General features: G+C 67.5%; 17 protein-coding genes and 2 tRNA genes. 10 read left to right on the top strand and 9 right to left on the bottom strand.

What is annotated here, in order from left to right; genetic code table 11:
- Window positions 1-37: 37 nt before the first annotated feature.
- From AC3ENO_RS00680 to AC3ENO_RS00670, 3 genes are all read right to left on the bottom strand, one after another.
- On the bottom strand, window positions 38-559 hold the full coding sequence (locus AC3ENO_RS00680; RefSeq protein WP_228178416.1) for a DUF1877 family protein: 522 nt from the start codon (window positions 557-559) through the stop codon (window positions 38-40).
- A gap of 317 nt (window positions 560-876) precedes the next feature.
- A tRNA-Ser gene (locus AC3ENO_RS00675) sits at window positions 877-965 on the bottom strand.
- A 77-nt stretch (window positions 966-1,042) separates the two neighbouring features.
- The gene (locus tag AC3ENO_RS00670) at window positions 1,043-2,329 is read right to left on the bottom strand and encodes an LCP family protein (RefSeq protein WP_434968705.1); all 1,287 of its coding nucleotides are present in this window, start codon (window positions 2,327-2,329) and stop codon (window positions 1,043-1,045) included.
- Between the two features lie 301 nt (window positions 2,330-2,630).
- Between AC3ENO_RS00670 and AC3ENO_RS00665 the strand changes: the two genes are divergently transcribed.
- A complete protein-coding gene (locus AC3ENO_RS00665; RefSeq protein ID WP_434968704.1) occupies window positions 2,631-4,736 on the top strand; it encodes a DUF4012 domain-containing protein in 2,106 nt (701 codons plus the stop codon).
- 271 nt (window positions 4,737-5,007) lie between these two features.
- Here AC3ENO_RS00665 and AC3ENO_RS00660 read toward each other — a convergent pair.
- From AC3ENO_RS00660 to serS, 3 genes are all read right to left on the bottom strand, one after another.
- Window positions 5,008-5,095, bottom strand: a tRNA-Ser gene (locus AC3ENO_RS00660).
- 76 nt (window positions 5,096-5,171) lie between these two features.
- Entirely contained in the window at window positions 5,172-6,080 is a 909-nt protein-coding gene (locus tag AC3ENO_RS00655) for an HAD family hydrolase (protein ID WP_434968703.1), read from the bottom strand.
- Window positions 6,077-7,342 (bottom strand): serine--tRNA ligase, encoded by a 1,266-nt coding sequence (serS, locus tag AC3ENO_RS00650; protein ID WP_434968702.1) that lies wholly within the window; start codon window positions 7,340-7,342, stop codon window positions 6,077-6,079. Before serS ends, AC3ENO_RS00655 begins: the two co-directional genes overlap by 4 nt.
- Before the next feature lie 62 nt (window positions 7,343-7,404).
- On the opposite strand from serS, the gene AC3ENO_RS00645 reads away from it, so the two are divergent.
- From AC3ENO_RS00645 to AC3ENO_RS00625, 5 genes are all read left to right on the top strand, one after another.
- Complete coding sequence (locus AC3ENO_RS00645; RefSeq protein ID WP_434968701.1) at window positions 7,405-8,487, top strand: diacylglycerol/lipid kinase family protein; 1,083 nt, start codon at window positions 7,405-7,407, stop codon at window positions 8,485-8,487.
- Between the two features lie 95 nt (window positions 8,488-8,582).
- The gene (locus tag AC3ENO_RS00640) at window positions 8,583-9,950 is read left to right on the top strand and encodes an HNH endonuclease (protein WP_434968700.1); all 1,368 of its coding nucleotides are present in this window, start codon (window positions 8,583-8,585) and stop codon (window positions 9,948-9,950) included.
- A gap of 72 nt (window positions 9,951-10,022) precedes the next feature.
- Entirely contained in the window at window positions 10,023-10,532 is a 510-nt protein-coding gene (locus AC3ENO_RS00635) for a CinA family protein (RefSeq protein ID WP_434968699.1), read from the top strand.
- 123 nt (window positions 10,533-10,655) lie between these two features.
- A complete protein-coding gene (locus AC3ENO_RS00630; protein ID WP_434968698.1) occupies window positions 10,656-11,738 on the top strand; it encodes an LLM class flavin-dependent oxidoreductase in 1,083 nt (360 codons plus the stop codon).
- A 72-nt stretch (window positions 11,739-11,810) separates the two neighbouring features.
- Window positions 11,811-13,178 (top strand): cryptochrome/photolyase family protein, encoded by a 1,368-nt coding sequence (locus tag AC3ENO_RS00625; protein WP_434968697.1) that lies wholly within the window; start codon window positions 11,811-11,813, stop codon window positions 13,176-13,178.
- 66 nt (window positions 13,179-13,244) lie between these two features.
- Here the strand turns inward: AC3ENO_RS00625 and pheA are convergent, their stop codons facing one another.
- Window positions 13,245-14,219: a prephenate dehydratase gene (gene pheA, locus AC3ENO_RS00620; protein WP_434968696.1), complete on the bottom strand. Its 975-nt coding sequence runs from the start codon at window positions 14,217-14,219 to the stop codon at window positions 13,245-13,247.
- 98 nt (window positions 14,220-14,317) lie between these two features.
- Between pheA and pgm the strand changes: the two genes are divergently transcribed.
- Entirely contained in the window at window positions 14,318-15,958 is a 1,641-nt protein-coding gene (gene pgm, locus AC3ENO_RS00615; protein WP_434968695.1) for a phosphoglucomutase (alpha-D-glucose-1,6-bisphosphate-dependent), read from the top strand.
- A 28-nt stretch (window positions 15,959-15,986) separates the two neighbouring features.
- Here the strand turns inward: pgm and AC3ENO_RS00610 are convergent, their stop codons facing one another.
- Window positions 15,987-17,024 (bottom strand): FUSC family protein, encoded by a 1,038-nt coding sequence (locus AC3ENO_RS00610; RefSeq protein ID WP_434968694.1) that lies wholly within the window; start codon window positions 17,022-17,024, stop codon window positions 15,987-15,989.
- A gap of 111 nt (window positions 17,025-17,135) precedes the next feature.
- Window positions 17,136-18,131, bottom strand: a complete 996-nt coding sequence (locus tag AC3ENO_RS00605) for a LacI family DNA-binding transcriptional regulator (protein ID WP_434968858.1) — start codon at window positions 18,129-18,131, stop codon at window positions 17,136-17,138.
- 232 nt (window positions 18,132-18,363) lie between these two features.
- Here AC3ENO_RS00605 and AC3ENO_RS00600 point away from each other — a divergent pair, with 232 nt between their 5' ends.
- The 3 genes from AC3ENO_RS00600 (at window position 18,364) to AC3ENO_RS00590 (ending at window position 21,592) form a co-directional block, all read left to right on the top strand.
- Window positions 18,364-19,284: a carbohydrate ABC transporter permease gene (locus AC3ENO_RS00600; protein ID WP_434968693.1), complete on the top strand. Its 921-nt coding sequence runs from the start codon at window positions 18,364-18,366 to the stop codon at window positions 19,282-19,284.
- A complete protein-coding gene (locus AC3ENO_RS00595; RefSeq protein WP_434968692.1) occupies window positions 19,284-20,162 on the top strand; it encodes a carbohydrate ABC transporter permease in 879 nt (292 codons plus the stop codon). The genes AC3ENO_RS00600 and AC3ENO_RS00595 overlap by 1 nt, the downstream gene beginning before the upstream one ends.
- Window positions 20,163-20,248: 86 nt before the next feature.
- Complete coding sequence (locus AC3ENO_RS00590; protein WP_434968691.1) at window positions 20,249-21,592, top strand: ABC transporter substrate-binding protein; 1,344 nt, start codon at window positions 20,249-20,251, stop codon at window positions 21,590-21,592.
- The last annotated feature ends 63 nt before the right edge of the window (window positions 21,593-21,655 follow it).

Here is a 21,655-nt window from a genome sequence, read left to right as displayed (position 1 = left end):
TCCGTTGACGCGGCGGCGGCGGATAGCTCGGGCTGAGTCACCCGATGAGGTAGACCATCCCGCGACCGTCTGTCGCGAGCGCCTCGACGAATTCCTGTGCCCGCGTGAGGTAGTCGAGGACGTAGCGGAGCTCGTCGTCATCGTCGACTCCGTGCCGGCTTCGCCAAGTGCGCGCCCACGTTCGCGCCTGGTCCTCGTCGATCGCACAGAGGTCGTCCCGAATCGCTGGCACCTCCTCGGGGAGGATCGTCCTCACCCACGGGTCCCAGCCCATGTCGTGCATCGTCACGTTCCCCTCGAACATCCGGTAGCACGAGCCGGCGGCGGAACTTCCGGGCCCCGAGCGCGTGAGGGACTGCAAAGCGGACCATGCCTTGTCGAGATAGAGCATGTCGCGCTTCGGTGAGACCTGCTCGAACGTCGCGACACTCACGCTCGCGTGCGGCTCCAGGCCCCACGCGTCAGCGAGCGGGTCGCTGGAGAGGATGCTGTGCGGGTCATCGACCGCCTGCTGAGCAAGGTCGGCATCGAAGGCATAGGCGTAGTAGCGGATTCCCATGCGGCCAGCATCCCGACGCAGGCGCAGCCACGATCACCGCAACCGACGCCGTGGGGGAACGCGCCCGAATCCGCCGCTGTGGAGGAACGGCGGCCTTCGCATGGCCCCGCCCCTGGAGACCGAGGGATATGCGCTCGCGGTCTCGCGGGCAGCGGCACTGAACCTTCGCCCGGTCCAGCCGCAACCGAGCAGGTTGATGAGCGGGAACTCATGATCGAGCTCAGATCGCCCAGAACGGAACGCTTCGCAAACGTGGCAGAAATGGCGGAAATCGTGGCAGGAGCGGAAGAAAACCACCCTGACCGGGGCTTCTTCGGCGGAGACGGAGGGATTTGAACCCTCGGTCCCCGTGAGGGGACTCCACCTTAGCAGGGTGGTGCACTAGGCCTGACTATGCGACGTCTCCAGGCATCCGTCACCGAAACCGGGCGAACGACCTCGTCAATACTAACCGCTGCCGTCTGACGAGACGAATGGATGCTGTCAGCCGAGGTTTCCGACCGAGCATGTGGTCTGCGCCGCCGTGGAGCCACTGATCGAGTTCGGGAGGACCGCGGCCTCCTGAGCCGGAGCCTCGGTGGGCGCGGGTGTCGCAGTCGGGTCCGTGGTCGGCGCGGGAGCCGGCTCCTCGGTCGGGGTCACGTCGACGACGCTCCCGTTCACGCCCGCCTTGCCGGTGATCTCCAGCGGAACGTTCGCTTCGAGCGCCGCCCACAACTCGTCGGCGGCGGCATAGTTCGGCACGACCTTGTTCGGGTCGTCGGGGTCACCCAAGGTGGGGTACTGGATGAAAACGATGTCCGAGAACGGCACATCCTTGATCGCGAGCGCGATCTGAACGAGCGTCAGCGGGTTAGTCAGGCTCGAGCTCTTGGTGATGTTGTCGATCGCGACGGTCGCCAGGCGATACAGCGTCGTCGGGTCCGAAAGGACGTTCTCGCTGACGAGCTTCTTGGCGAGACTCGACATGTACTGCTGCTGGTTGCTGATCCGGCCGAGGTCCGAGCCGTCGCCGACGCCCTTCCGTGTGCGCAGGAACGCGAGAGCTTGAGTGCCCGATACGGTCGAGATCCCGTCGGGCAGATAGAGGCCTGCGAGCGGATCGCTGATGCCGCCCTCGACGCATACATCCACGCCGCCGATCGCATCGGTGATGTTGATGACGCCACCCCAGGTGACCTTGGCGGCGAACGGGATGCTCTGGCCGCTCAACTGCGAGATCGTCTTCACAACGCACGACAGCCCGCCGCCCTCGGATCCTCCGCCCGCATAGAACGCGGAGTTGAGGGGCTGCTTGCTCATGGCGGACGACGTCGAGCCGTCGCCACGGTCGCAGGAGGGGATCGGGAGCATGAGGTCGCGGGGGAACGAGATGACGGTCACCCGGCGCGGCGCATCCGAGATGTGCACGAGCATGTTGACGTCGTTGAGCTCACCCTCGGAATCGGAGCCCGAGCAGCGGTCACCGAAGATCGCTGCGAACTCGGGCTCACAGGCGTCAGTGCCCGCGACGAAGAGGTTGACCCCACCCTCGATCGCGCCGATGTCGGGCGGAACGGGCGGCTGGTCCTCGAGATCCACCGTGTTCTCGGTGGCGTAGCTGGCGGCCAGGTCATAGACCGTGTAGGCGGCGACCCCGGTCCCCGACACGAGGACGACGGCGACGACGATGCCGAGTGCCTTCATGAAGACCGAGAACGGATGCGGCGACCTCAGCGCCCCGTGACGGGCCACCGTGCGACGACCGCGCTGCGGTGTTGTCCTGCTCACCAAGATCCCTTCCGGGCGACCGTCGCAGCCCGCGACGAGCAGCTCACGCCGCGCCGAAAGGCCACTTCGGCCCCTCAAGACACCATCCGGCCACGGAACGTTGAGGTCGGATACGTCGGGTGTTGGCACGGCCGAACGATGGATGCCCTAAGAAAGGTAGGTTATGCCATACCTGCTGAGCATGCACTGTGGGCTCGCTGACCACGGTGTGAGCGTCCACTGAGATTCGCGCCGACCCGCTTCGGTCTTTCACGGCCTCTGCTCGGCTTTCACGCAACCCTCCACCGGTAACATCTGCGCCGTGACCACCGTTGACGGCGACCGGCTGGCCGATTCCGTCCCGGCAAGCGAACCCGATCCCGACAATCCGCGAACTGAGTCCGCGGTCCCCTCGCGCGTGCCCGCAGAAGCGGTCACGACGCGGCGATCGTCCCGTGGGCCCTCCTCGACGCCGGCGCGAGCGCCGATGACCCGGCGCGAGGCGCGGACACGACGGCGCCCCGCGCGGCCGATCGCACGCCATGCCGCGCCCGAGACGAGGGCCGAGCGTCGGCGTCGAGGGTGGCGCAACTTCTGGCTGGCACTCAGCCCTCTCGGCGCGATCGCGGTGGCCACCGTCATCCTCGGCGGCGTTTTCGCGCTGCAGGTACTCGAGGTTCGCGACGACCTGGAGGTGGTGAAGTCACAGCTGGGTGGTCTCGCCGAAGCCGCCGTCTCTGCGGACGTGGAACGGCTGCAGCAGGCCGGCGATGACATCGTGGCTCGCACACAGCGCGCCTCAGAGACCGCGAACGGCCCCCTGTGGGATCTGGCAGCGAACATTCCCCGCGTCGGAAACAACGTGCTTGCTGTGCGCACCGTGGCAGAAGCGGTCAACACGATCGCGAGCCAGTCCATCCCGCCCGTCGTCGATATGGTGTCGGCCGCAAACGTCGATCAGCAGCGCGCCGAGGGAAGCCTCGGAATCAACCTCCAGCCGTTCCTGGAGGCCGAGACGGTGCTTCCGACGGTCATCTCGTCGTTCGAGGATGCCTCGGCCATTGCGGCGAGCATGGACCGTACTGACGTCCTGCCCGCCGTCTACGAACCGATGGACGAGATGGTCGCGCTGCTCGATCAGGCGGTGCCGATCCTCAAGGTCGCCCAAGAGAACCTTCCCGCGCTCTTGCAGGCAGCCGGCGCCAATGGGCCGATGCTGTACCAGGTCATGATCCAGACCCCGGCCGAGATCCGTGCGACCGGCGGCGGGGTCGCCCACTGGCTGATCTTGAAAGTGGACAACGGGCAGGCGGAACTCGTCGGGCAAGACAACGGCGTCGATCTGATGTACTCGCGGCTTCCGTCGCTGGGATTCGACACCGTGAACGGTTCGTTGATCACCCTCCCTCGCGACGTCCGGTCTCTTTACCCCCGCGAACTCGTGAGCTGGTCATCGAACTTCACGATGACCCCGGAGTTCCCGCGCGCCGTGGAGCTGTTCCAGGCGACTCGCGAGTGGGAAGACCTGCCAGAGTTCGATGGCGCGATCTCCATCGACCCGATCGTGCTGGCCCACCTCATCGAGGCGACCGGGCCCCTCACCCTCGACTCGGGAGAGCAGGTCACGCCCGAGAACACGGCGTCGCTGCTCATGAGCGAGCCGTACGAAAGGTTCGGCGCTGACAACGCCGCGATGGATGCCTTCTTCAACGAGGTGACGTCCAAGATGTTCAGCGCCCTCACGAGCGGCGACTGGGAGTTCGGGGCGATGTGGGATCAGCTCGTGCGCAGCGCCGCGGAGGGCCGCATACAGATGTGGTTCGACGACCCCGGCCTCGAAGCGTTCGCGACGGAGTACGGCCTCGACGCGTCGCTGCGCGAAGACAACACGGATGCCACCCAGCTCGGCATCTACTTCAACGACTACTCCATCGGCAAGCTGAACTATCACCTCACCTACGACCAGCACGCCACGTGCAACGTCGACGAGCGCACCATCACTGTCACGATGAACCTCCACAACAGCATCACGGAGGACATCAAGAGCGAGTACACGCTGGGGCTTCGCAACGTGAACCGCGGGATCGACCCGCGCACGATGATGCTCGATGTCCTCTTCTTCGCACCTCCCGGCGGCGAGATCCTCTCGACTGACCCGAAGCGCGGCGACTACCAGGATTCGTACTTCCGCGACCGCTCGGGCATCGACCACGGGAATGAAGGGCTGAGCCGCACGCTGCTTCTGCCGATGGGCGAATCCCGCACGGTGTCGTACACGGTTCAGCTCCCGGAGGGCCCTCTCGGCCCGCTGCAGCTTCGTCACACGCCGGGCGCGAACGACACCGAGGTCACGGTCGACGCGAACTGCGCGAGCCTCTTCGCCAGCCCCGAGGGCTCGACGAACATCTCCCTCACCAAGATCGGCTGAGAATTCGTCGCCGCTGCGCGGCGCGCGGAGCCTCCAGCGGCGTGGGCCCAACTCCGTTCGCATCCCGCTCAACCGGCGATAACGAGCAAAGCGGGCCCCTGCGGGACCCGCTTTGCTCGTGGCGGAGGGTGTGGGATTCGTCCCCACCGCCACTCCACACGCCGCTACGCGGCGCGCGGAGCCTCCGGCGGCGTGGGCCCACCCAAGGGTTCGAACCCGCCGCGCCCGAGAATCGAAAGAGGCGCCGCCCCCCGGGCGACGCCTCTTCCGATGGCGGAGGGTGTGGGATTCGAACCCACGGGACATTGCTGCCCACTGGTTTTCAAGACCAGGTCCATCGGCCGCTCGGACAACCCTCCCGACGACGCCGCACACGGCATCCATCGAACGGCGTCCACTCTATCCGACCACCTCGGCGAGGTTCCTCCCGCCGAGTCAGAGCGCGCGCAGGATGGCCGCGACACCACCCTCGTGGACGGATGTCGTCACCTCGCCCGCCGCATCGAGAACCTCCTGCGGACCCTGCGCCATCGCGATCGCGCGACCCCCGTTCTCGAGCGCCCACGCGAACATGCCCAGGTCGTTGCGGCCGTCACCGATGACGAGCACGTCGTGCGGGTCGAAGCCGAGCCACTCTCGCACCATCTCCAGTGCGGTCGACTTGTCGATGCCGGGAGGGGCGATGTCGAGCCACGCCGTCCAGCCGATCGCGTACGACACCTCGTTCAGGCCCACCTGCGCAACAAGGTCCACGAAGTCGCCCTCGGCGTGATCGGGTGAGACGACCACGACGCGGCACACCGGCTCTCGCGTCAGCTCGTCGAACTCCACCCGGCGGGCGCCGAGCAGATTCCAGTCGTCCAGTTCCTCGGTGTAGAGGCGGCTGCCGTCCTCGAGCTCGACCATGTACTTCGCGTCGGGGAGGTGTTCGCGCAGGAGCGTGACGACCTCCGTCGCGTCGAACGTCTCGGTGTGCACCTGCTCGTAGTGCGCCTCGTCACCCTCCACTTTCTTGAGGATGACGGTTCCGTTCGAGCAGACGACGTAGTCGGGTTCGATCTCGAGAACGCGGACGACGCCGCGAGTGCTCGACCACGAGCGACCGGTCGCCAGCATGACCTCGTGTCCGGCCCGGCGCGCATGCTCGACGGCGTCGACGACCCCGGGGCTGAGCGTTTCGTCTTCGAGCAGAACGGTGCCGTCGATGTCCAGAGCAATCAGCAGACGCGGGGTGCTCCCCGGATGACGCTCGGTGACTTCGGCGAGTTCCTCGACGATCTCGCCGGCATCCTCCTCGGGAACCGCCTCGATTTCACCAGTGCGCGGCAGCGCGGCATCCGTCACGCGACCGGCTCCAGGATCTCCATCCCACCGAGATACGGACGCAGCACCTCGGGCACCGCGACCGATCCATCCTCCCGCTGATGCGTCTCGAGCAGCGCGACGATCCAGCGCGTGGTCGCGAGAGTGCCGTTGAGCGTGGCCACGTGCTGCGTCTTGCCGCCGTCTGGCCGGTGCCGGATGTCGAGACGTCGCGCCTGGAACGTCGTGCAGTTGCTCGTGCTGGTCAGCTCGCGGTATGCGCCCTGCGTGGGAAGCCAGGCTTCGACGTCGTACTTGCGCGCAGCACTCGAGCCGAGGTCGCCGGCGGCGACATCGATCACCCGGTAGGCCAGGCCGAGATCTTGCAGCATCCGCTCTTGCATCCCCACGAGGCGAAGGTGCTCCGCCTCCGCGTCTTCCATCGTGGTGTAGACGAACATCTCCAGCTTGTTGAACTGGTGAACACGGATGATCCCGCGGGTGTCTTTTCCGTACGAACCCGCCTCACGCCGGTAGCAGGTCGACCAGCCGGCGTAGCGCTTCGGGCCCTTGGCGAAGTCGATGATCTCGTCCATGTGGTAGCCGGCGAGCGGAACCTCGCTCGTGCCGACGAGGAACAGGTCGTCCTCACCGAGGTGGTAGATCTCATCGGCGTGCTCACCGAGGAAGCCGGTGCCCCGCATGACCTCGGGGCGCACGAGTGTCGGGGGGATGACCGGAGTGAAGCCGGCCTGCAGGGCACGGTCCAGCGCGAGGTTCATGATGGCCAGCTCGAGGCGCGCCCCGACGCCGGTGAGGAAGTAGAAGCGGCTGCCCGACACCTTGGTGCCCCGTTCCACATCGATGGCGCCGAGGATCTCGCCGATCTCGAGGTGGTCACGCGGCGTGAAATCGAAGGCGCGCGGCTCGCCGTGCGTGCGCAGCGTCACGAAGTCCGCCTCACCACCGGCAGGAACACCGTCGATCACGATGTTCTCGATGCGCGAGAGCGCCTCCTCGGCCGCCTCCTCGGCAACAGCGACCCGCTGCTGGGCCTGCTTGACCTTCTCGCTCAGTTCCTTGGCCTCGGCGACGAGCGCCGCCTTCTCATCCTTGGGCGCTTGCGCCACCTTCTTGCCGTGGGCGTTCTGCGCAGCCCGAAGCTCCTCGAAGGCCGTGAGCGCCGCTCGACGCTCACGATCGGCAGCGAGAGCGGCATCCACGGTGTCGGACGAGTGCCCCCGAGCCTCCTGCGAGCGCTTGACCAGCTCGGGATTCTCACGAAGCAGCACAGGATCGATCACCCGACAAGTCTGTCACAGCGGCCTGATCCGGCTCCCCGCCGCGGGAGGGTTATCGTGTGTGCATGACGCACGCTTCCCCACCCGACGAGGAAGCCGCGTCGACGAACACCCCTGGAACGGACTCCCCGGTCGATTCCGCGGGCCACGAGACCGAACCGGCCGACAAGAAGCGCGCCGCGCTGGTCTACAACCCCATCAAGGTCGACGAGGACGCCATCCGCGCGTCGGTCGAACGCGAGTCGGCAAAGGCCGGCTGGGGCAACCCCCTGTTCTTCGAGACCACGGTCGATGATCTGGGCCAGCTCGCGACGCGAGAAGCGCTGGAGGCGGGGGCGGATGCCGTGCTCGTCGCCGGCGGTGACGGCACCGTCCGCGCCGTTGCCGAGGCGCTCACCGGCACCGGCGTCCCGCTCACGATCGTTCCGTCGGGCACGGGGAATCTCCTGGCCCGCAACCTGCAGCTGCCCCTGTCACCTCCCGACGCGATGGTGACGGCGACGTTCTCCGGCGACCACGAGACGATCGACGTCGGAATCGCCCAGATCCGGCGCGCGGACGGATCGCACCATGAGCACGCGTTCGTCGTCATGGGCGGCATGGGCATGGATGCGGCGATGATCGCGAACACGAACAGCGATCTCAAGAAGCGGCTCGGCTGGATCGCCTACGTCGATGGGGCCGCACGTTCCCTGTGGACGGCCAAACCGTTCCGCATCCTGTACGAGGTGTCGGGTCAGCGGATGCGGACCGCCCGCGTGCAGAGCGTCCTCTTCGCGAACTGCGGCTCACTGCCGGCGGGACTGACGCTGATCCCCGAAGCATCCGTCGCGGACGGGCAGCTCGATGTGGCCGTCATCCAGCCCAAGGGGTTCTTCGGCTGGTTCTTCGTGTGGCGCAGGGTCGCGTGGATCAACGGCTTCCTGCGCCGTCGCTTCCAGCGCACCCAGGCCCTGCTGAAACTGCGCACCGCCGACAACGCGATCGTCTATTCGCGCGGCACCACCGTCGAGATCATGCCCGAGGCCCCACAGCACGTTCAGTTGGACGGGGACGAGTTCGGTGAGGCCGTACGAATCGAGTGCCGCGTCGAGCAGAAGAGTCTCGTGATCGCGATTCCCGCCGGACACGACATCACCGCACCGTAGGAGGCCGCGAGCGCCGTCAGGTCGGTCGCAGCCGATGAGAATGCTCCGGCCCTACACGCTCACGCAATGTCGGGGGCCCCTGCCATCATTAGAACATGTCTTCGAATGATGGAAAGGGTGACCGGCCGATCGGGTCGGTGATCGGGTACACGGATGCCGACCTCGGCGCCCTGCGCCAGATCCTCTCCGACTTCGAGGACGTGGAGATTCGGGCAGCCCGCGAAGAGGTGGCGCGTGTGCGCGTGCTCGCTCGGGCCGGGCAGCTGGCACGCAAGCAGGCATCCGGGCAGGGCGCGAGGGTTCGCGCGCACGATATGGCCCTGCGCTCGGTCGCCCTGGAGCTCGCGGCCGCCTCGCGCGTCAGTGACAGGTCGATGCAGCGCCAGATCAATGACGCTGTCGAACTCGTCGAGGACTATCCCACCTTGCTCGCGGCACGCGAGACCGGGGCGATCACCCGTCAGCACGTCACCCTCGTCGTCGAGGCCGGCGCCCCGCTGCCTCCCGACGTGCGCGCGGAGTTCGACCGCCTGGCCACCGAACGGTGCCTGACCGACTCGGCGAACCGGGTTCGCTCGTCGATCATGATCCTCGCCGAGCGCATGCACCCGCGCACCATGCCGGAGCGTCACCTGGAAGCACGCGAGGGACGCGCCGTTCGGATCAGGCCCCTGTCGGGCGGGATGAGCGAGGTCTGCGCACCGGTGCCGACGGTGATCGCTATCGGCATCCACGACCGGCTCACTCAGATGGCCAGACTCGTCATCGATTCGCGACCGACCCCAGATGCCGCCGAGGAAGAACCCGACGTTGACGGACACACCTTCACCGGGGATACCCGGACGATAGACCAGATCCGAGCCGACCTGTTCTCACAGTTGCTGCTCGCTGGTTCGCCCGTTGTCGACCCCCTTGCCGGGGACGGAACGGGCCCCCTGGGCGCCATTCGCGCGAAGGTGCAGGTCGTCATCCCCGCGCTCACCCTTGTCGGCAGCACCACCGACACGGCCGGACCCGCGGACCTCGTGGGGCACTCCCCCATCGACCCCGAGACCGCGCGCCAGCTCGCGGCCGGCGCAACCTGGTGGGAGCGGCTGGTCACCCACCCGGTCAGCGGGGCGGTGTTGGCCGCAGATGGGTATGCCAGACCTGCGGCCCTGAATCGCTGGCTTCGAGCCCGAGACCAACACTGCCGAACGCTCGGATGCCGCATCCCCGCGATCAACTGCGAGGTCGACCACAACGACGACTACGCCAAGGGCGGCAAGACCGAGCACGGGAACCTGTGCCACTTGTGTCAACGACATCATTCGATGAAGCAGTTCACTGCCTGGCGCATTCGACAGCTCGACGGTGGCATCCTCCAGTTCACCTCGCCCACCGGCCGGATCTACACAGACCATCCGCCCCCTGTCTCCGTGCACTTCACCCCCGACGACCCCAGCGACCCAGCACCTTTCTGACTCCCGCGCAAGCCCCCGCAACGGAGCATGCCGTGGCGCACCTCGGCGGTTATCCTGCTCGCGGAGGTGACCATGAACGACATCCGACTGGCCGACGACGACCATGGACAGGACGCCATCCGTCGACTGTCCGAGATCGCGCAGCATCATGGGCTGCGGATCGCCGTGGCCGAGTCGCTGACATCGGGCCTTGTCGCCAGCGAGGTGGGCAAGGGCGAGAAGGCGGGTCAGTGGTTCGCCGGCGGAGTGGTCGCGTACCTCTATGACGTCAAGCAACACGTCCTCGGCGTCGAACCGGACCTCGATCCGTGCTCTCCGGAATGCGCGGAGCAGCTCGCCGCCGGCGTGCGACAGCTGCTGGACGCGGACATCGCCGTCTCGACGACGGGCGTCGGCGGGCCCGAACCTGCGGACGGCCATCCGCCGGGCACGGTGTATCTCGGGTGGGCGACCGCGACCGCGGCGGGCCACGTACGCCTACATCTCGGCGACGAGCCCGATGACGTTCTGCCCGCCGCCGTCGACGCGGCCGTGGCACTCCTCGCCGACACCGCCGAGCGGGCAGTGGCTAGCGCTCGATAGTGACAGCGCACGGGCCGGCGATTCGCCCGAGCTCCCCCGCCCGGATGGCCCCTCACCCCCCGCGCACCGATCCGCCCCCGGGCGAGGAGACGCGTCGGCGGCTGCGCGGAACAGGCTCTCGGAATGAGATCACGCGGTTCGCCGTTGTCACTGATGATGTCTGCCGCACCACTGGCCCTCTCGGTCCTCGACCTCGTCCCCGTCCGTTCGCAGCAGACGAGCGCGCAAGCGATCAGCGCGTCCCTCGCCGTCGTGGAGGCCGCTGACCGCCTCGGGTACCGGCGCTACTGGTTCGCCGAGCATCACAACATGCCGGCCGTCGCCTCGACGTCACCGCCCGTGCTCGTGGCAGCCGCAGCGGCGCGCACCTCCCGCATCCGCCTCGGCTCGGGCGGGGTCATGCTCCCCAACCATTCGCCCCTCGTCGTCGCCGAACAGTTCGCTGCCCTCGAAGCGATCGCCCCCGGCCGCATCGACCTCGGCATCGGTCGAGCACCCGGCAGCGACCCCGTCATCACGCAACTCCTGCGACAGTCCGGAACCACCAGCGACGTCGAGCGCTTCCCCGACAACATCCGCGACATCCTCGCCCTCTCCTCCCCCGAAGGAGCGAGCCTGAGATTCACGTCGGGGCAGGAGTATGCCGTGCACGCGACGCCCGCGGCAACCGCCGCACCCGAGGTATGGCTGCTCGGCTCGAGCGACTACTCGGCGCAGCTGGCGGCATCCATGGGACTTCCGTACGTGTTTGCGAACCATTTCAGCGGAGAAGGGCTCGAGCGTGCGCTCGGCCTGTACCGATCGCAGTTCCGTCCCGCAGTCGACGGCGACGAGCCGCGCACGTTCCTGACCGCGAACGTCGTGGTCGCCGACACGGATGCCGACGCGCACGCGCTCGCACTTCCCCAGGTCCGGATGATGGCACGGCTGCGTACCGGGCGCCCGCTGACGGCTCTCGAGACCGTCGAAGAGGCCGCGGCAGCCGAGCAGACGGACGGGCTGGCAGCACCGCTGATCTCCTGGGCTCGCGAACGGTGGTTCATCGGGACGCCGGACGCCGTCGCCGAGCGCCTCCGGTCGTTCGCGACGCAGTGGCAGGTGGACGAGATCATGATCTCCCCCGTCTCGGCGGCCCGCGACAACGACCCGATGGATGCCGCTCCCGCACGCCTGCGCACACTGGAGCTCCTCGCCGCAGCGGCGTGAGTCGCCTCGCGGGCACACACGGATGCCGCCCGATCGCGCCCCACGGCATCAGGACGCGGATAGCATCCCAAGGTGACTCCTCGCACGATCGTCTGGTTCCGAGACGACCTGCGGATCGGTGACAACCCCGCACTCCACGAAGCCGTGACGCGCGGAGAGCCGATCGTCGCGGTCTTCGTCCTCGATGAGCACTCCCCCGGCATCCGTCCCCTCGGCGCTGCCAGCCGGTGGTGGCTGCACCACAGCCTGAACGCGCTCCGGCGCGACCTCGGCGAGCTCGGCGTCTCGCTCGTCCTGCGTCGCGGGGCGGCGGGTCAGGTCATCCCGGCCCTCGTCGCCGAGACGGATGCCGACGCGGTCTACTGGAATCGCCGCTATGCCGCGCCCGAACGCGAGCTCGACGCGCGCCTGAAGTCGGATCTGCGGGATGCCGGCCTCGACGTGCGCTCGTTCGGCGCCAACCTCCTGTTCGAGCCCTGGACCGTCCGCACCGGGTCGGGCACGCCCTATGGCGTGTTCACTCCCTTCTGGAAAGCCTGTCTGGCCCTGCCCGAGCCGCGCGACCCGCTGCCGGCGCCCACCGCCGCTCGCGGCGCCCGCCTCGAGATCGACAGCGACGACCTCCAGGACTGGGGCCTTCTTCCCACCGACCCGGACTGGGCCCAGGGCCTGCGCGACACGTGGGAGCCCGGCGAAGCGTCCGCCCAGTCCCGTCTCGCGGCATTCCTCGCCGAGGATCTGCCCGACTATGCGCAGGGGCGCGACAGGCCCGACCGCCCCGTCACCTCGCGGTTATCTCCGCACCTGCGGTGGGGCGAGATCAGCCCGCACGAGGTCTGGCACCAGACCCGTGCCCGCTACGCCGACGGCCCCCACGCCGCCGCGGCGCAGAAGTTTCTCGCCGAAGTCGGATGGCGAGAGTTCGCATGGCACATCCTGTTCCACTTCCCGGACCTGGCGACCAAGAATTGGCGCTCTGAGTTCGACGCGTTCCCGTGGCCGCGGCTGAACCCGGCGCGGCTGGAGGCGTGGCAGCGGGGGCGCACCGGAGTTCCCCTCGTGGATGCCGGAATGCGTGAACTCTGGCATACCGGCACGATGCACAACCGTGTGCGGATGGTGACAGCATCCTTTCTCACGAAGAATCTGCTGATCGACTGGCGCAAGGGCGAGCAGTGGTTCTGGGACACCCTGGTGGACGCGGATGCCGCATCGAACCCGTTCAGCTGGCAGTGGGTCGCGGGATCCGGTGCCGACGCCGCCCCCTACTTCCGCATCTTCAACCCGGAGCTGCAGGCCGCAAAGTTCGACCCGGACCGAAGGTACGTGCACCGCTGGGCTCCGGAGTACGCCGGCGAGGGCGCACCGGAGCCGATCGTCGACCTCAAGGCGACCCGTGATGCGGCGCTGGCAGCCTACGAGGTCGTCAAGAACCGCTGACGACCTCGAGCCCGTCGGCGGCGACGCGTCGATTCCCTGCCGTCGAGTCCGACTCGAGCACCGGACTCAGACGCCAGGCTCAGCGTCAGCGTCGGGCTCGCCCGACAGAAGGCCGCGCAGCCAATCGCGGGCTTCGACGAAGACGTCGTCGGAGTACCGATCGGGGTATCGCACGACCGCGTGGTCGGCGCGCGGATAGGAACCGAGGAAGATCACCTTGGGGCTGAACCGCCGAAGCCCCAACAGGGCATCGGCCATGCGCTCGTCCTTGATGTGCCCGTCGGCGTCGATGACGAATCGGTAGCGTCCCAGCGCGTCCCCGATCGGCCGGGACGCGAGCAGACTCAGATTGATCCCGCGGGTCGCGAACTGCTCGAGCATCTCGAGCAGCGCACCAGGGTGGTCATCGGGCAGCTCCGCGATGAGTGAGGTCTTGTCGGCACCGGTCGGCTCGGGCGGCGCGACGGTGCGACCGACGAGAACGAACCGCGTGACAGCCTCGGCGTTGTCACCGATTCCCTCCGCGAGCAGTTCCACGTCAAGGTGCTCCAGGATGCCGGGAGCCGCGATCGCGGCTTGCGCGTCGGATGTCCCGTCGACGAGCCCGACAGCGCTGGCGACGTTCGACGACGCCGGGATGTGCGCGTGCGCGGGCAGGTTCGCCGTCAGCCACCGCAAGCACTGGGCGTAGGCGACCGGATGCGCCGCCACCAGCGACACATCCTCCAGGCGAGTGCCGGGACGACCGACGAGCACGAACTCCACCGGCACGAGATACTCGCCGATGATACGCAGCCCCGGCATGGTGGCCAGTGCGTCCTGCGCGGTCGAGACACCGCCGTCGACGGAGTTCTCGATCGCGATCATCGCCGCGTCCGAGCGACCCTCGACCACGTCAGCGAGCGCCTCACCCACGTTGCGCACCGGACGCCAGATCTGACCGCGCGCCTCGGGCACCTGCGCCAGGGCGGCTTCGGTGAAAGTCCCCGCGGGACCGAGGTAACTGTAGGTCCGGCGGTTCGCTTCGGGCTCGTCGCTCACGGCAACCCAGCCTAGACCGCGGCTCGACCTCCCGCAGGCGGGGATCCTCGTGACCGTCAAGGCATTGCGCGGGGCCCCGCGGGTGACAGACTGGGAGCATGAGCCGCGCAGGTCTTCCCGCCGAAGAATCCGACCTCATCGACATCGACGAACTGATCGCCGCGTACTACGAGCGGGTGCCCGACCCCGCAGTACCCTCGCAGCGTGTCGCCTTCGGTACGAGCGGCCACCGCGGCTCGTCCCTCTCGACGAGTTTCAACGAAGTGCACATCCTCGCCACCACACAGGCGATCGTCGACTATCGCACCGCGAACGGCATCGCGGGCCCGCTGTTCCTCGGACGCGACACGCACGGGCTGTCGCGCCCCGCCGAGCGCAGCGCGATCGAGGTGCTCGTGGCAAACGGTGTCGGGGTGCGCGTCGACTCGCGTGACTCATGGGTTCCGACCCCTGCGCTCAGTCACGCGATCCTCACCTACAACCGAGGCAAGGCGCCCGACGATCCGACGCGCGCCGACGGCATCGTCGTGACCCCCTCGCACAACCCTCCCCGCGATGGCGGGTTCAAGTACAACCCACCCCACGGGGGCCCGGCCGACACCGACGCGACCGGCTGGATCGCGAATCGAGCCAACGAGCTGATCGCCGCCGGCCTCGAAGGAGTCAAGCGGGTCCGCTACGCCGACATGGATGGCGAGCGCATCGGCTCCTACGATTTCCGCGACGCCTACGTGCGCGACCTCGAGAACATCATCGACGTCGGTGCGATCGCGCGCTCGGGCATCCGGATCGGCGCCGATCCGCTCGGCGGGGCATCCGTCGAGTACTGGGCGCTCATCGCCGAGGTGTACGGCCTCAACCTCACCGTCGTGAACCCGGATGTTGATCCGACGTGGAAGTTCATGACGCTCGACTGGGACGAGAAGATCCGCATGGATCCCTCGTCGCCGTCCGCGATGGCCGCTCTCGTCGCACGTCGCCACGAGTTCGACATCCTCACCGGCAACGACGCCGACGCAGATCGCCACGGCATCGTGACTCCGGATGCCGGGCTCATGAACCCCAATCACTACCTCGCGGTCGCCATCGATTACCTGTTCTCGCACCGCGATGGATGGGGGCCCGATGCCGCTGTCGGCAAGACCCTCGTCTCGTCGATGATCATCGACCGGGTCGTCGCCGCCCTCGGCCGGGACCTGTACGAGGTGCCGGTCGGGTTCAAGTGGTTCGTGCCGGGGCTCCTGGACGGTTCGGTCGCGTTCGGCGGCGAGGAGTCGGCGGGCGCGTCGTTCCTCCGCACGGATGGCTCCGTCTGGACGACCGACAAGGACGGCATCCTGCTGTGCCTGCTGGCCGCCGAGATTCTCGCCGTCACCGGCACGTCGCCGTCCCGGCGTTACGCCGAACTGGAAGCGCAGTTCGGATCATCCGTCTATCAGCGGGTCGACGCGCCGGCCACCCCCGCGCAGAAGGCGACGCTCGCGAAGCTCTCGCCCGAGTCGGTGACCGCCACCGAACTTGCCGGCGAGCCGATCACGGCCAAGCTGTCGCACGCGCCCGGCAACGGAGCTCCGATCGGGGGTCTCAAAGTGCAGACCGAGAGCGCCTGGTTCGCCGCACGTCCATCAGGCACCGAGGACGTCTACAAGCTCTACGCCGAATCCCTCAAGGGCGAGGAGCACCTGCGCGAGGTGCAGGAGCAGGCGCGCGCCGTCGTCTCGGCCGCATTGGGAGCCTGACCCCTCCGCTCGTCATTCCTCGGGGGCCTCAGCCGCGCGCGCCCCGACGGCCACGGAGCGCCGGGAGCGGCACGAAGGTGACGGCGACCGCCAGCACAGAGCCGACGATCGTGTCCACGATCCGCTCGCCCGCGATCTCCACCGAGCCGAACTGCCCCGCCGCCGCTCCCGTCAGGACGAGGACGAGCGGCGTGATGAGGATCAGCGCGAGCGCATAGTTGCGCGCGATGACGAGTTCGATACCGAACTGCAGTACCGCCAGCAGCACCGCGATTCCGAGCGGTTCCCAGGGGAAGAGCACGAGCACCAGGTAGACGCCCGCGCCGACGACGGTGCCGACCATGCGATGGACGCCACGACCGACCGTCGCGGTGCGCACGACCGATATCCCCACGACGGTGACGCCCGCCGCGACGATCCAATATGCCCGCACCGGATCGATGAACAGGCCCGCAACCGATCCGACCACCGCCACGATGATGGTTCGCTCCAGCAGCAGGCGCGCCGCGTCGTCCCAGCGCGAGCGCGGAAGGATCTCACGCAGGGGCCGGGTCGGAGCATCCGGCCGCTTCTCGAACAGCGGCGCGATGGCGATGACGTAGGTCAGGAGCGTCCCGAGAACGAGCGCCAGAAGGCTCTGGATGGCTGCCTGCTCAGAGGAGAGGGCGCGCACATGCGCGAACATCCCGTACACGAGCACGAAGAACATGACACCCGGCGGCCCCACCGAGAACCCGTACACGAGGACGGCCGCGACGATCGCCACCAGCGCCAGCACCAGGACCGTCAGCGGCCTCGACCAACCCACCGCGACCCCCAAGGCCGCTGCGATCACCAGGCCGACCGCGATGAACGGAACGGCTTTGGCGCGCTCGCGCGCGGGCAGGGTGCCGCTGTACAGGGCCGCGAACGAGCCGACCGCAGCGGTGTAGCCGAGATGCGGAACACCCAGCAGCGCCGCGATCGCCACCGGGAGCCCCAGAGCGACCGCAGCGCGGATCGCCCTGGGCCAGGCGGGAGCCGTCAGCGGATCAAGGCGAAAGAGGCTCGCCCATAGCTCCCGCATGCCGACATCGTAGGGGCTTGGCGGACCGGGCGCGGACACCCCGGTTCCGCCGCGTCATTCTCGCCGCGTCGTGACAAGTCGCTGCAGCAGCACGAACACCAGGAGCACGACTCAACGCCGTGCAGCACGATCCGGGACGGCCGTGCTGCTGCGCACGACGAGAGTCGTCGGCACGAGCTCGCGGCCCGAGGGGCTCTCTCCCTCGATCTCGGCGATGAGCGCGCGCATCGCCGACTCGCCCACCCGGTCGAAACGCTGGCGGATGGTCGTCAGCGGCGGCCAGAAGTTGGCAGCTTCGGGCACGTCGTCGAAGCCGACGATACTGAGGTCGCCCGGCACGGTCCGTCCCGCCTCATGGAAGGCGCGCATGACGCCCAGCGCCATGTGATCGTTCGCAACGAATGCAGCCGTGACATCCGCCCTGGCCGCGAGGATGCGGCCCAGCTCGTGCCCCGACTCCGCCGTCCAGTCGCCGATGAGGACGTCGGGGATCCGCGCGCCACGACGTTCGAGAGCAACCTCCCACGCAGCACGGCGACGCTCGGCCGCATAGGACTCCCGCGGCCCCGAGATATGCCAGACGGTCTCGTGGCCGAGGTCGAGCAGATGCTCGGTGGCGAGCGTCGCCCCCTGCGCCTGATCCGTGTCGACGACGGGATATGCGTAGCGAGCGCTCGAGTCGACGACGACAACGGGAAGCCCGGTGGGCAGGGCGATCTCCGCTTCATCCAGCTGGTGGGTTTCGATGAGGATGATCACTCCGTCGACGGCGTGCTCGCTGAGTCGATCGAACGCCCCCGACACGTCCGACTGCGTTGCCGAGTCCAGCGGAATGAGCGCGAGGGAGTAACCGGCGCCGGAGGCTTCGGAGGCGATCGCATCCAGGGTGCGCATGTTCCCGTAGGACGACAGCGAGAACATGATGACGCCGATGCTGCGGAAGCGTCCCGAGCGTAGTGCGCGTGCGGCGCTGTTGGGTCGATACCCGAGTTCCCGCATGGCAGCGATCACGCGATCGCGCGTGAGAGGGTCGACGTTGTCACGCCCGTTCGCCACGCGAGAGACGGTCTGGCCCGACACCCCCGCGCGCCGCGCGACATCCGCCATGGACGTCTCACGGCGGCGGGCAGCCCGCGCCATTCCGCTGTGCCGACCACCCGACGGCTCCGCTTCAGCCATGTGCCTCACTCCAATGTTGACGTTGACATCCTAGACCGAGGGAGTTATGTTGACGTAAACATGAGCGTTCGCCACTCCGCGAATCCTCGTGCGGACCACCACGGCAACAACCCGGGCGATCATCACTGACCCCTAGGGCTCACGGAAGAGGCAACGGACAATGGCGACCATCAGCGCACACCCGGCGCGCGTACGCCGTTCACGCAAGACGCAGTCGGCCACTGAGCAACGAGGGTGGCTGTTCGTCGCTCCGTTCGCGGTCGTGTTCGCGCTGGTCTTCCTCGCACCGCTGCTCTACTCGCTGTACCTGAGCCTGTTCCGCGATCAGCTGGTCGGCGGCAACGCGTTGGTCGGCCTGTCGAACTACGTCACCGCCTTCACGGATCCGCAATTCTGGGACGGCTTCGGTCGCGTCTTCCTCTTCCTCATCATCCAGGTCCCGATCATGCTCGTGCTGGCGCTGGCCGCAGCGCTTGCGATCGACAGTGCGCGTCTGCACGCATCCGGCTTCTACCGCATCGTCATCTTCCTGCCGTACGCGGTCCCGGCCGTGGTCGCGGTGCTGATGTGGGGGTACATCTACGGCGACCGATTCGGCCTCACCGGCAACATCAACGATCTGTTCGGCTTCCCTCTGCTGGCGCCGTTCACCCCCGAGTGGATGCTGCTGTCGATCGGAAACATCGTGACGTGGGAGTTCGTCGGCTACAACATGCTGATCTTCTACTCGGCGCTCAAGACCATCCCCGGGGAGCTCTACGAGGCGGCATCCATCGATGGCGCGGGTGCCTGGCGTCAGATCTTCTCGATCAAGATCCCCGCCGTACGCGGAGCGATTGTGATCGCCACGATCTTCTCGATCATCGGCAGTTTCCAGCTGTTCAACGAGCCGAACATCCTGAAGCCGCTGGCCCCGAACGTCATCACGACCTACTACACGCCGAACATGTACGCCTACAACCTGTCCTTCGCCGGACAGCAGTACAACTACGCCGCGACCATCGCGATCATCATGGGCCTGATCACCGCGATCATCGCCTATGTCGTGCAGCTTCGCGGCAGCCGACAGGAGATCCGCTGATGGCCGCCCCGGCTCTGGCTCGCACGTCGCCGACGCACGCGCGGCGCTCGCTCGTTCTCACGCTCGTCATGGGCGTGTACCTGATCTACACGCTCCTGCCGCTGTTCTGGCTGCTCGTGAACGCGACCAAGACGCAGGCCGACCTGTTCACGACGTTCGGTCTCTGGTTCTCGGATGACTTCGCCCTCTGGGACAACATCGTCCAAACGCTGACCTACAACGACGGGATCTTCCTGCGCTGGCTCGGCAACACTCTGCTGTATGTCGTCGTCGGCGCCGGCGGTGCGACGATCCTCGCGACGATGGCCGGCTACGGCATGGCCAAGTATCGTTTCCGCGGCCGCCGCGCGGTCTTCGCCGTCGTGCTCGGTGCGATCGCCGTCCCCGGGACGGCCCTGGCGGTGCCGACCTTCCTGATGTTCAGCCAGCTGGGCCTGACCAACACCCCCTGGGCGATCATCATCCCCTCACTCATCAGCCCCTTCGGCCTCTACCTCATCTGGGTGTACGCAACGGATGCCGTTCCCACGGAACTGCTCGAGGCGGCACGGATGGACGGTGCCGGCGAGTTCCGGACGTTCTTCACGATCTCGATCCGCTTGCTCACGCCCGGGATCGTGACGGTCGCGCTGTTCGCGGTCGTAGCCACCTGGAACAACTACTTCCTGCCGTTGATCATGCTCAGCGACCCCACCTGGTATCCGCTCACCGTCGGGCTCAACCAGTGGAACGCGCAGGCCATCGGTGTCGGCGCTCAGCCGATCTACAACTTGGTGATCACAGGTTCGGTCCTCTCGATCATCCCCATTGTCGTCGCCTTCCTCGTGCTGCAGCGGTTCTGGCAGTCGGGGCTGAGCGCCGGAAGCGTCAAGCAATGAGATGAGGGCCATTGCTCCGACGAAAACCCCACCCCTCACCGGCGCGTCCTGCACCGGGTTCATCGACAACGAAGTGAGGAACTCTCATGACACTCAAGAAGACGGTTCTGCGCCGCGCAGGCGTCGCAGCGGCCGCCGTGCTGCTGGCAGGCGGCTCGCTGGCCGCGTGCTCGTCCGGCGACAACGGCGGCGGCAGCGGCTCGGCTGACGACCTCGAAGCGGCCCTCGAGGCCGGCGGCGAGATCACATACTGGAGCTGGACACCCTCCGCTGAGGCGCAGGTCGAGGCGTTCGAGGCGAAGTACCCGAACGTGACCGTGAACCTCGTGAACGCGGGCACCAACACCGAGGAATACACGAAGCTGCAGAACGCCATCAAGGCGGGCTCGGGCGCCCCCGACGTCGTGCAGATCGAGTACTACGCGTTCCCGCAGTTCGCCCTGTCGGACTCGCTGCTCGACCTCGCGCCGTACGGCTTCGCCGACCTCGAGGGCGACTACAGCGCCGGCCCCTGGGGCTCGGTGGACTTCGACGGCAAGATCTACGGCCTGCCGCAGGACTCCGGCCCCATGGCTCTGTTCTACAACAAGACCGTGTATGACCAGTACGGCATCGAGGTTCCGACGACGTGGGATGAGTTCATCGCCGCGGGTGAGAAGCTTCAGGCCGCTGACCCCACCAAGTTCATCGCCGCCGACACGGGCGACGCCGGCTTCACCACGAGCATGATCTGGCAGGCCGGCGGCCAGCCGTTCCAGACGACGGATGGCACGACCATCACCATCGACCTGCAGGACGAGGGGTCGACGCAGTTCGCCGACATGTGGAACCAGCTGCTCGAGAACGGTCTGCTCGCCGACATCCCCGCGTGGAGCGACGAGTGGTTCACCGGCCTGGGTGACGGCACGATCGCGTCGCTCGTGATCGGTGCCTGGATGCCCGGCGTGCTCGAGTCGTCGGTCCCTGACGGTGCCGGTGACTGGCGCGTGGCTCCCATGCCCTCGTATGACGGTTCCCCGGTCAGCGCCGAGAACGGCGGTGGCGGACAGGCCGTGACGAAGCAGAGCAAGAACCCGGCCCTCGCTGCCGCGTTCCTGAAGTGGCTCAACAACGACCCCGAGAGCCTGGAGATCTTCGCCGAGAGCGGCGGCTTCCCCTCGACGACCGCTCAGCTGAGCGACCCGGCATTCGTCGACCAGGAGTCGGAGTACTTCGGCGGTCAGCAGATCAACCAGGTGCTCACTCAGGCCGCAGCCGACGTGCGCACCGGCTGGCAATACCTGCCGTACCAGGTGTACGCCAACAGCATCTTCGGCGACACCGTCGGTCAGTCCTACCAGACCCAGAGCGACCTCAACGTCGGTCTCCAGGCCTGGCAGGACCAGCTCGTGACCTACGGCAACGACCAGGGCTTCACGGTCAACAAGTAAGGCCCGACAGCCGATGGGGGCGGGGTGGCGAACCGGCCGCCCCGCCCCCATCCACACACGGCG

It is taken from the genome of Microbacterium sp. bgisy207 (genome assembly GCF_057706855.1).
This window is presented reverse-complemented; position numbering and strand designations above follow the sequence as displayed.

Coding starts and splice junctions, on each gene's coding strand:
- AC3ENO_RS00595 (WP_434968692.1), top strand. CDS start 19,284: ATGGCCGCCCCGGCTCTGGCTCGCACGTCGCCGACGCACGCGCGGCGC.
- AC3ENO_RS00635 (WP_434968699.1), top strand. CDS start 10,023: ATGAACGACATCCGACTGGCCGACGACGACCATGGACAGGACGCCATC.
- AC3ENO_RS00590 (WP_434968691.1), top strand. CDS start 20,249: ATGACACTCAAGAAGACGGTTCTGCGCCGCGCAGGCGTCGCAGCGGCC.
- AC3ENO_RS00640 (WP_434968700.1), top strand. CDS start 8,583: ATGTCTTCGAATGATGGAAAGGGTGACCGGCCGATCGGGTCGGTGATC.
- AC3ENO_RS00605 (WP_434968858.1), bottom strand. CDS start 18,131: ATGGCGGATGTCGCGCGGCGCGCGGGGGTGTCGGGCCAGACCGTCTCT.
- AC3ENO_RS00645 (WP_434968701.1), top strand. CDS start 7,405: ATGACGCACGCTTCCCCACCCGACGAGGAAGCCGCGTCGACGAACACC.
- AC3ENO_RS00600 (WP_434968693.1), top strand. CDS start 18,364: ATGGCGACCATCAGCGCACACCCGGCGCGCGTACGCCGTTCACGCAAG.
- AC3ENO_RS00680 (WP_228178416.1), bottom strand. CDS start 559: ATGGGAATCCGCTACTACGCCTATGCCTTCGATGCCGACCTTGCTCAG.
- AC3ENO_RS00630 (WP_434968698.1), top strand. CDS start 10,656: ATGAGATCACGCGGTTCGCCGTTGTCACTGATGATGTCTGCCGCACCA.
- AC3ENO_RS00610 (WP_434968694.1), bottom strand. CDS start 17,024: ATGCGGGAGCTATGGGCGAGCCTCTTTCGCCTTGATCCGCTGACGGCT.
- pgm (WP_434968695.1), top strand. CDS start 14,318: ATGAGCCGCGCAGGTCTTCCCGCCGAAGAATCCGACCTCATCGACATC.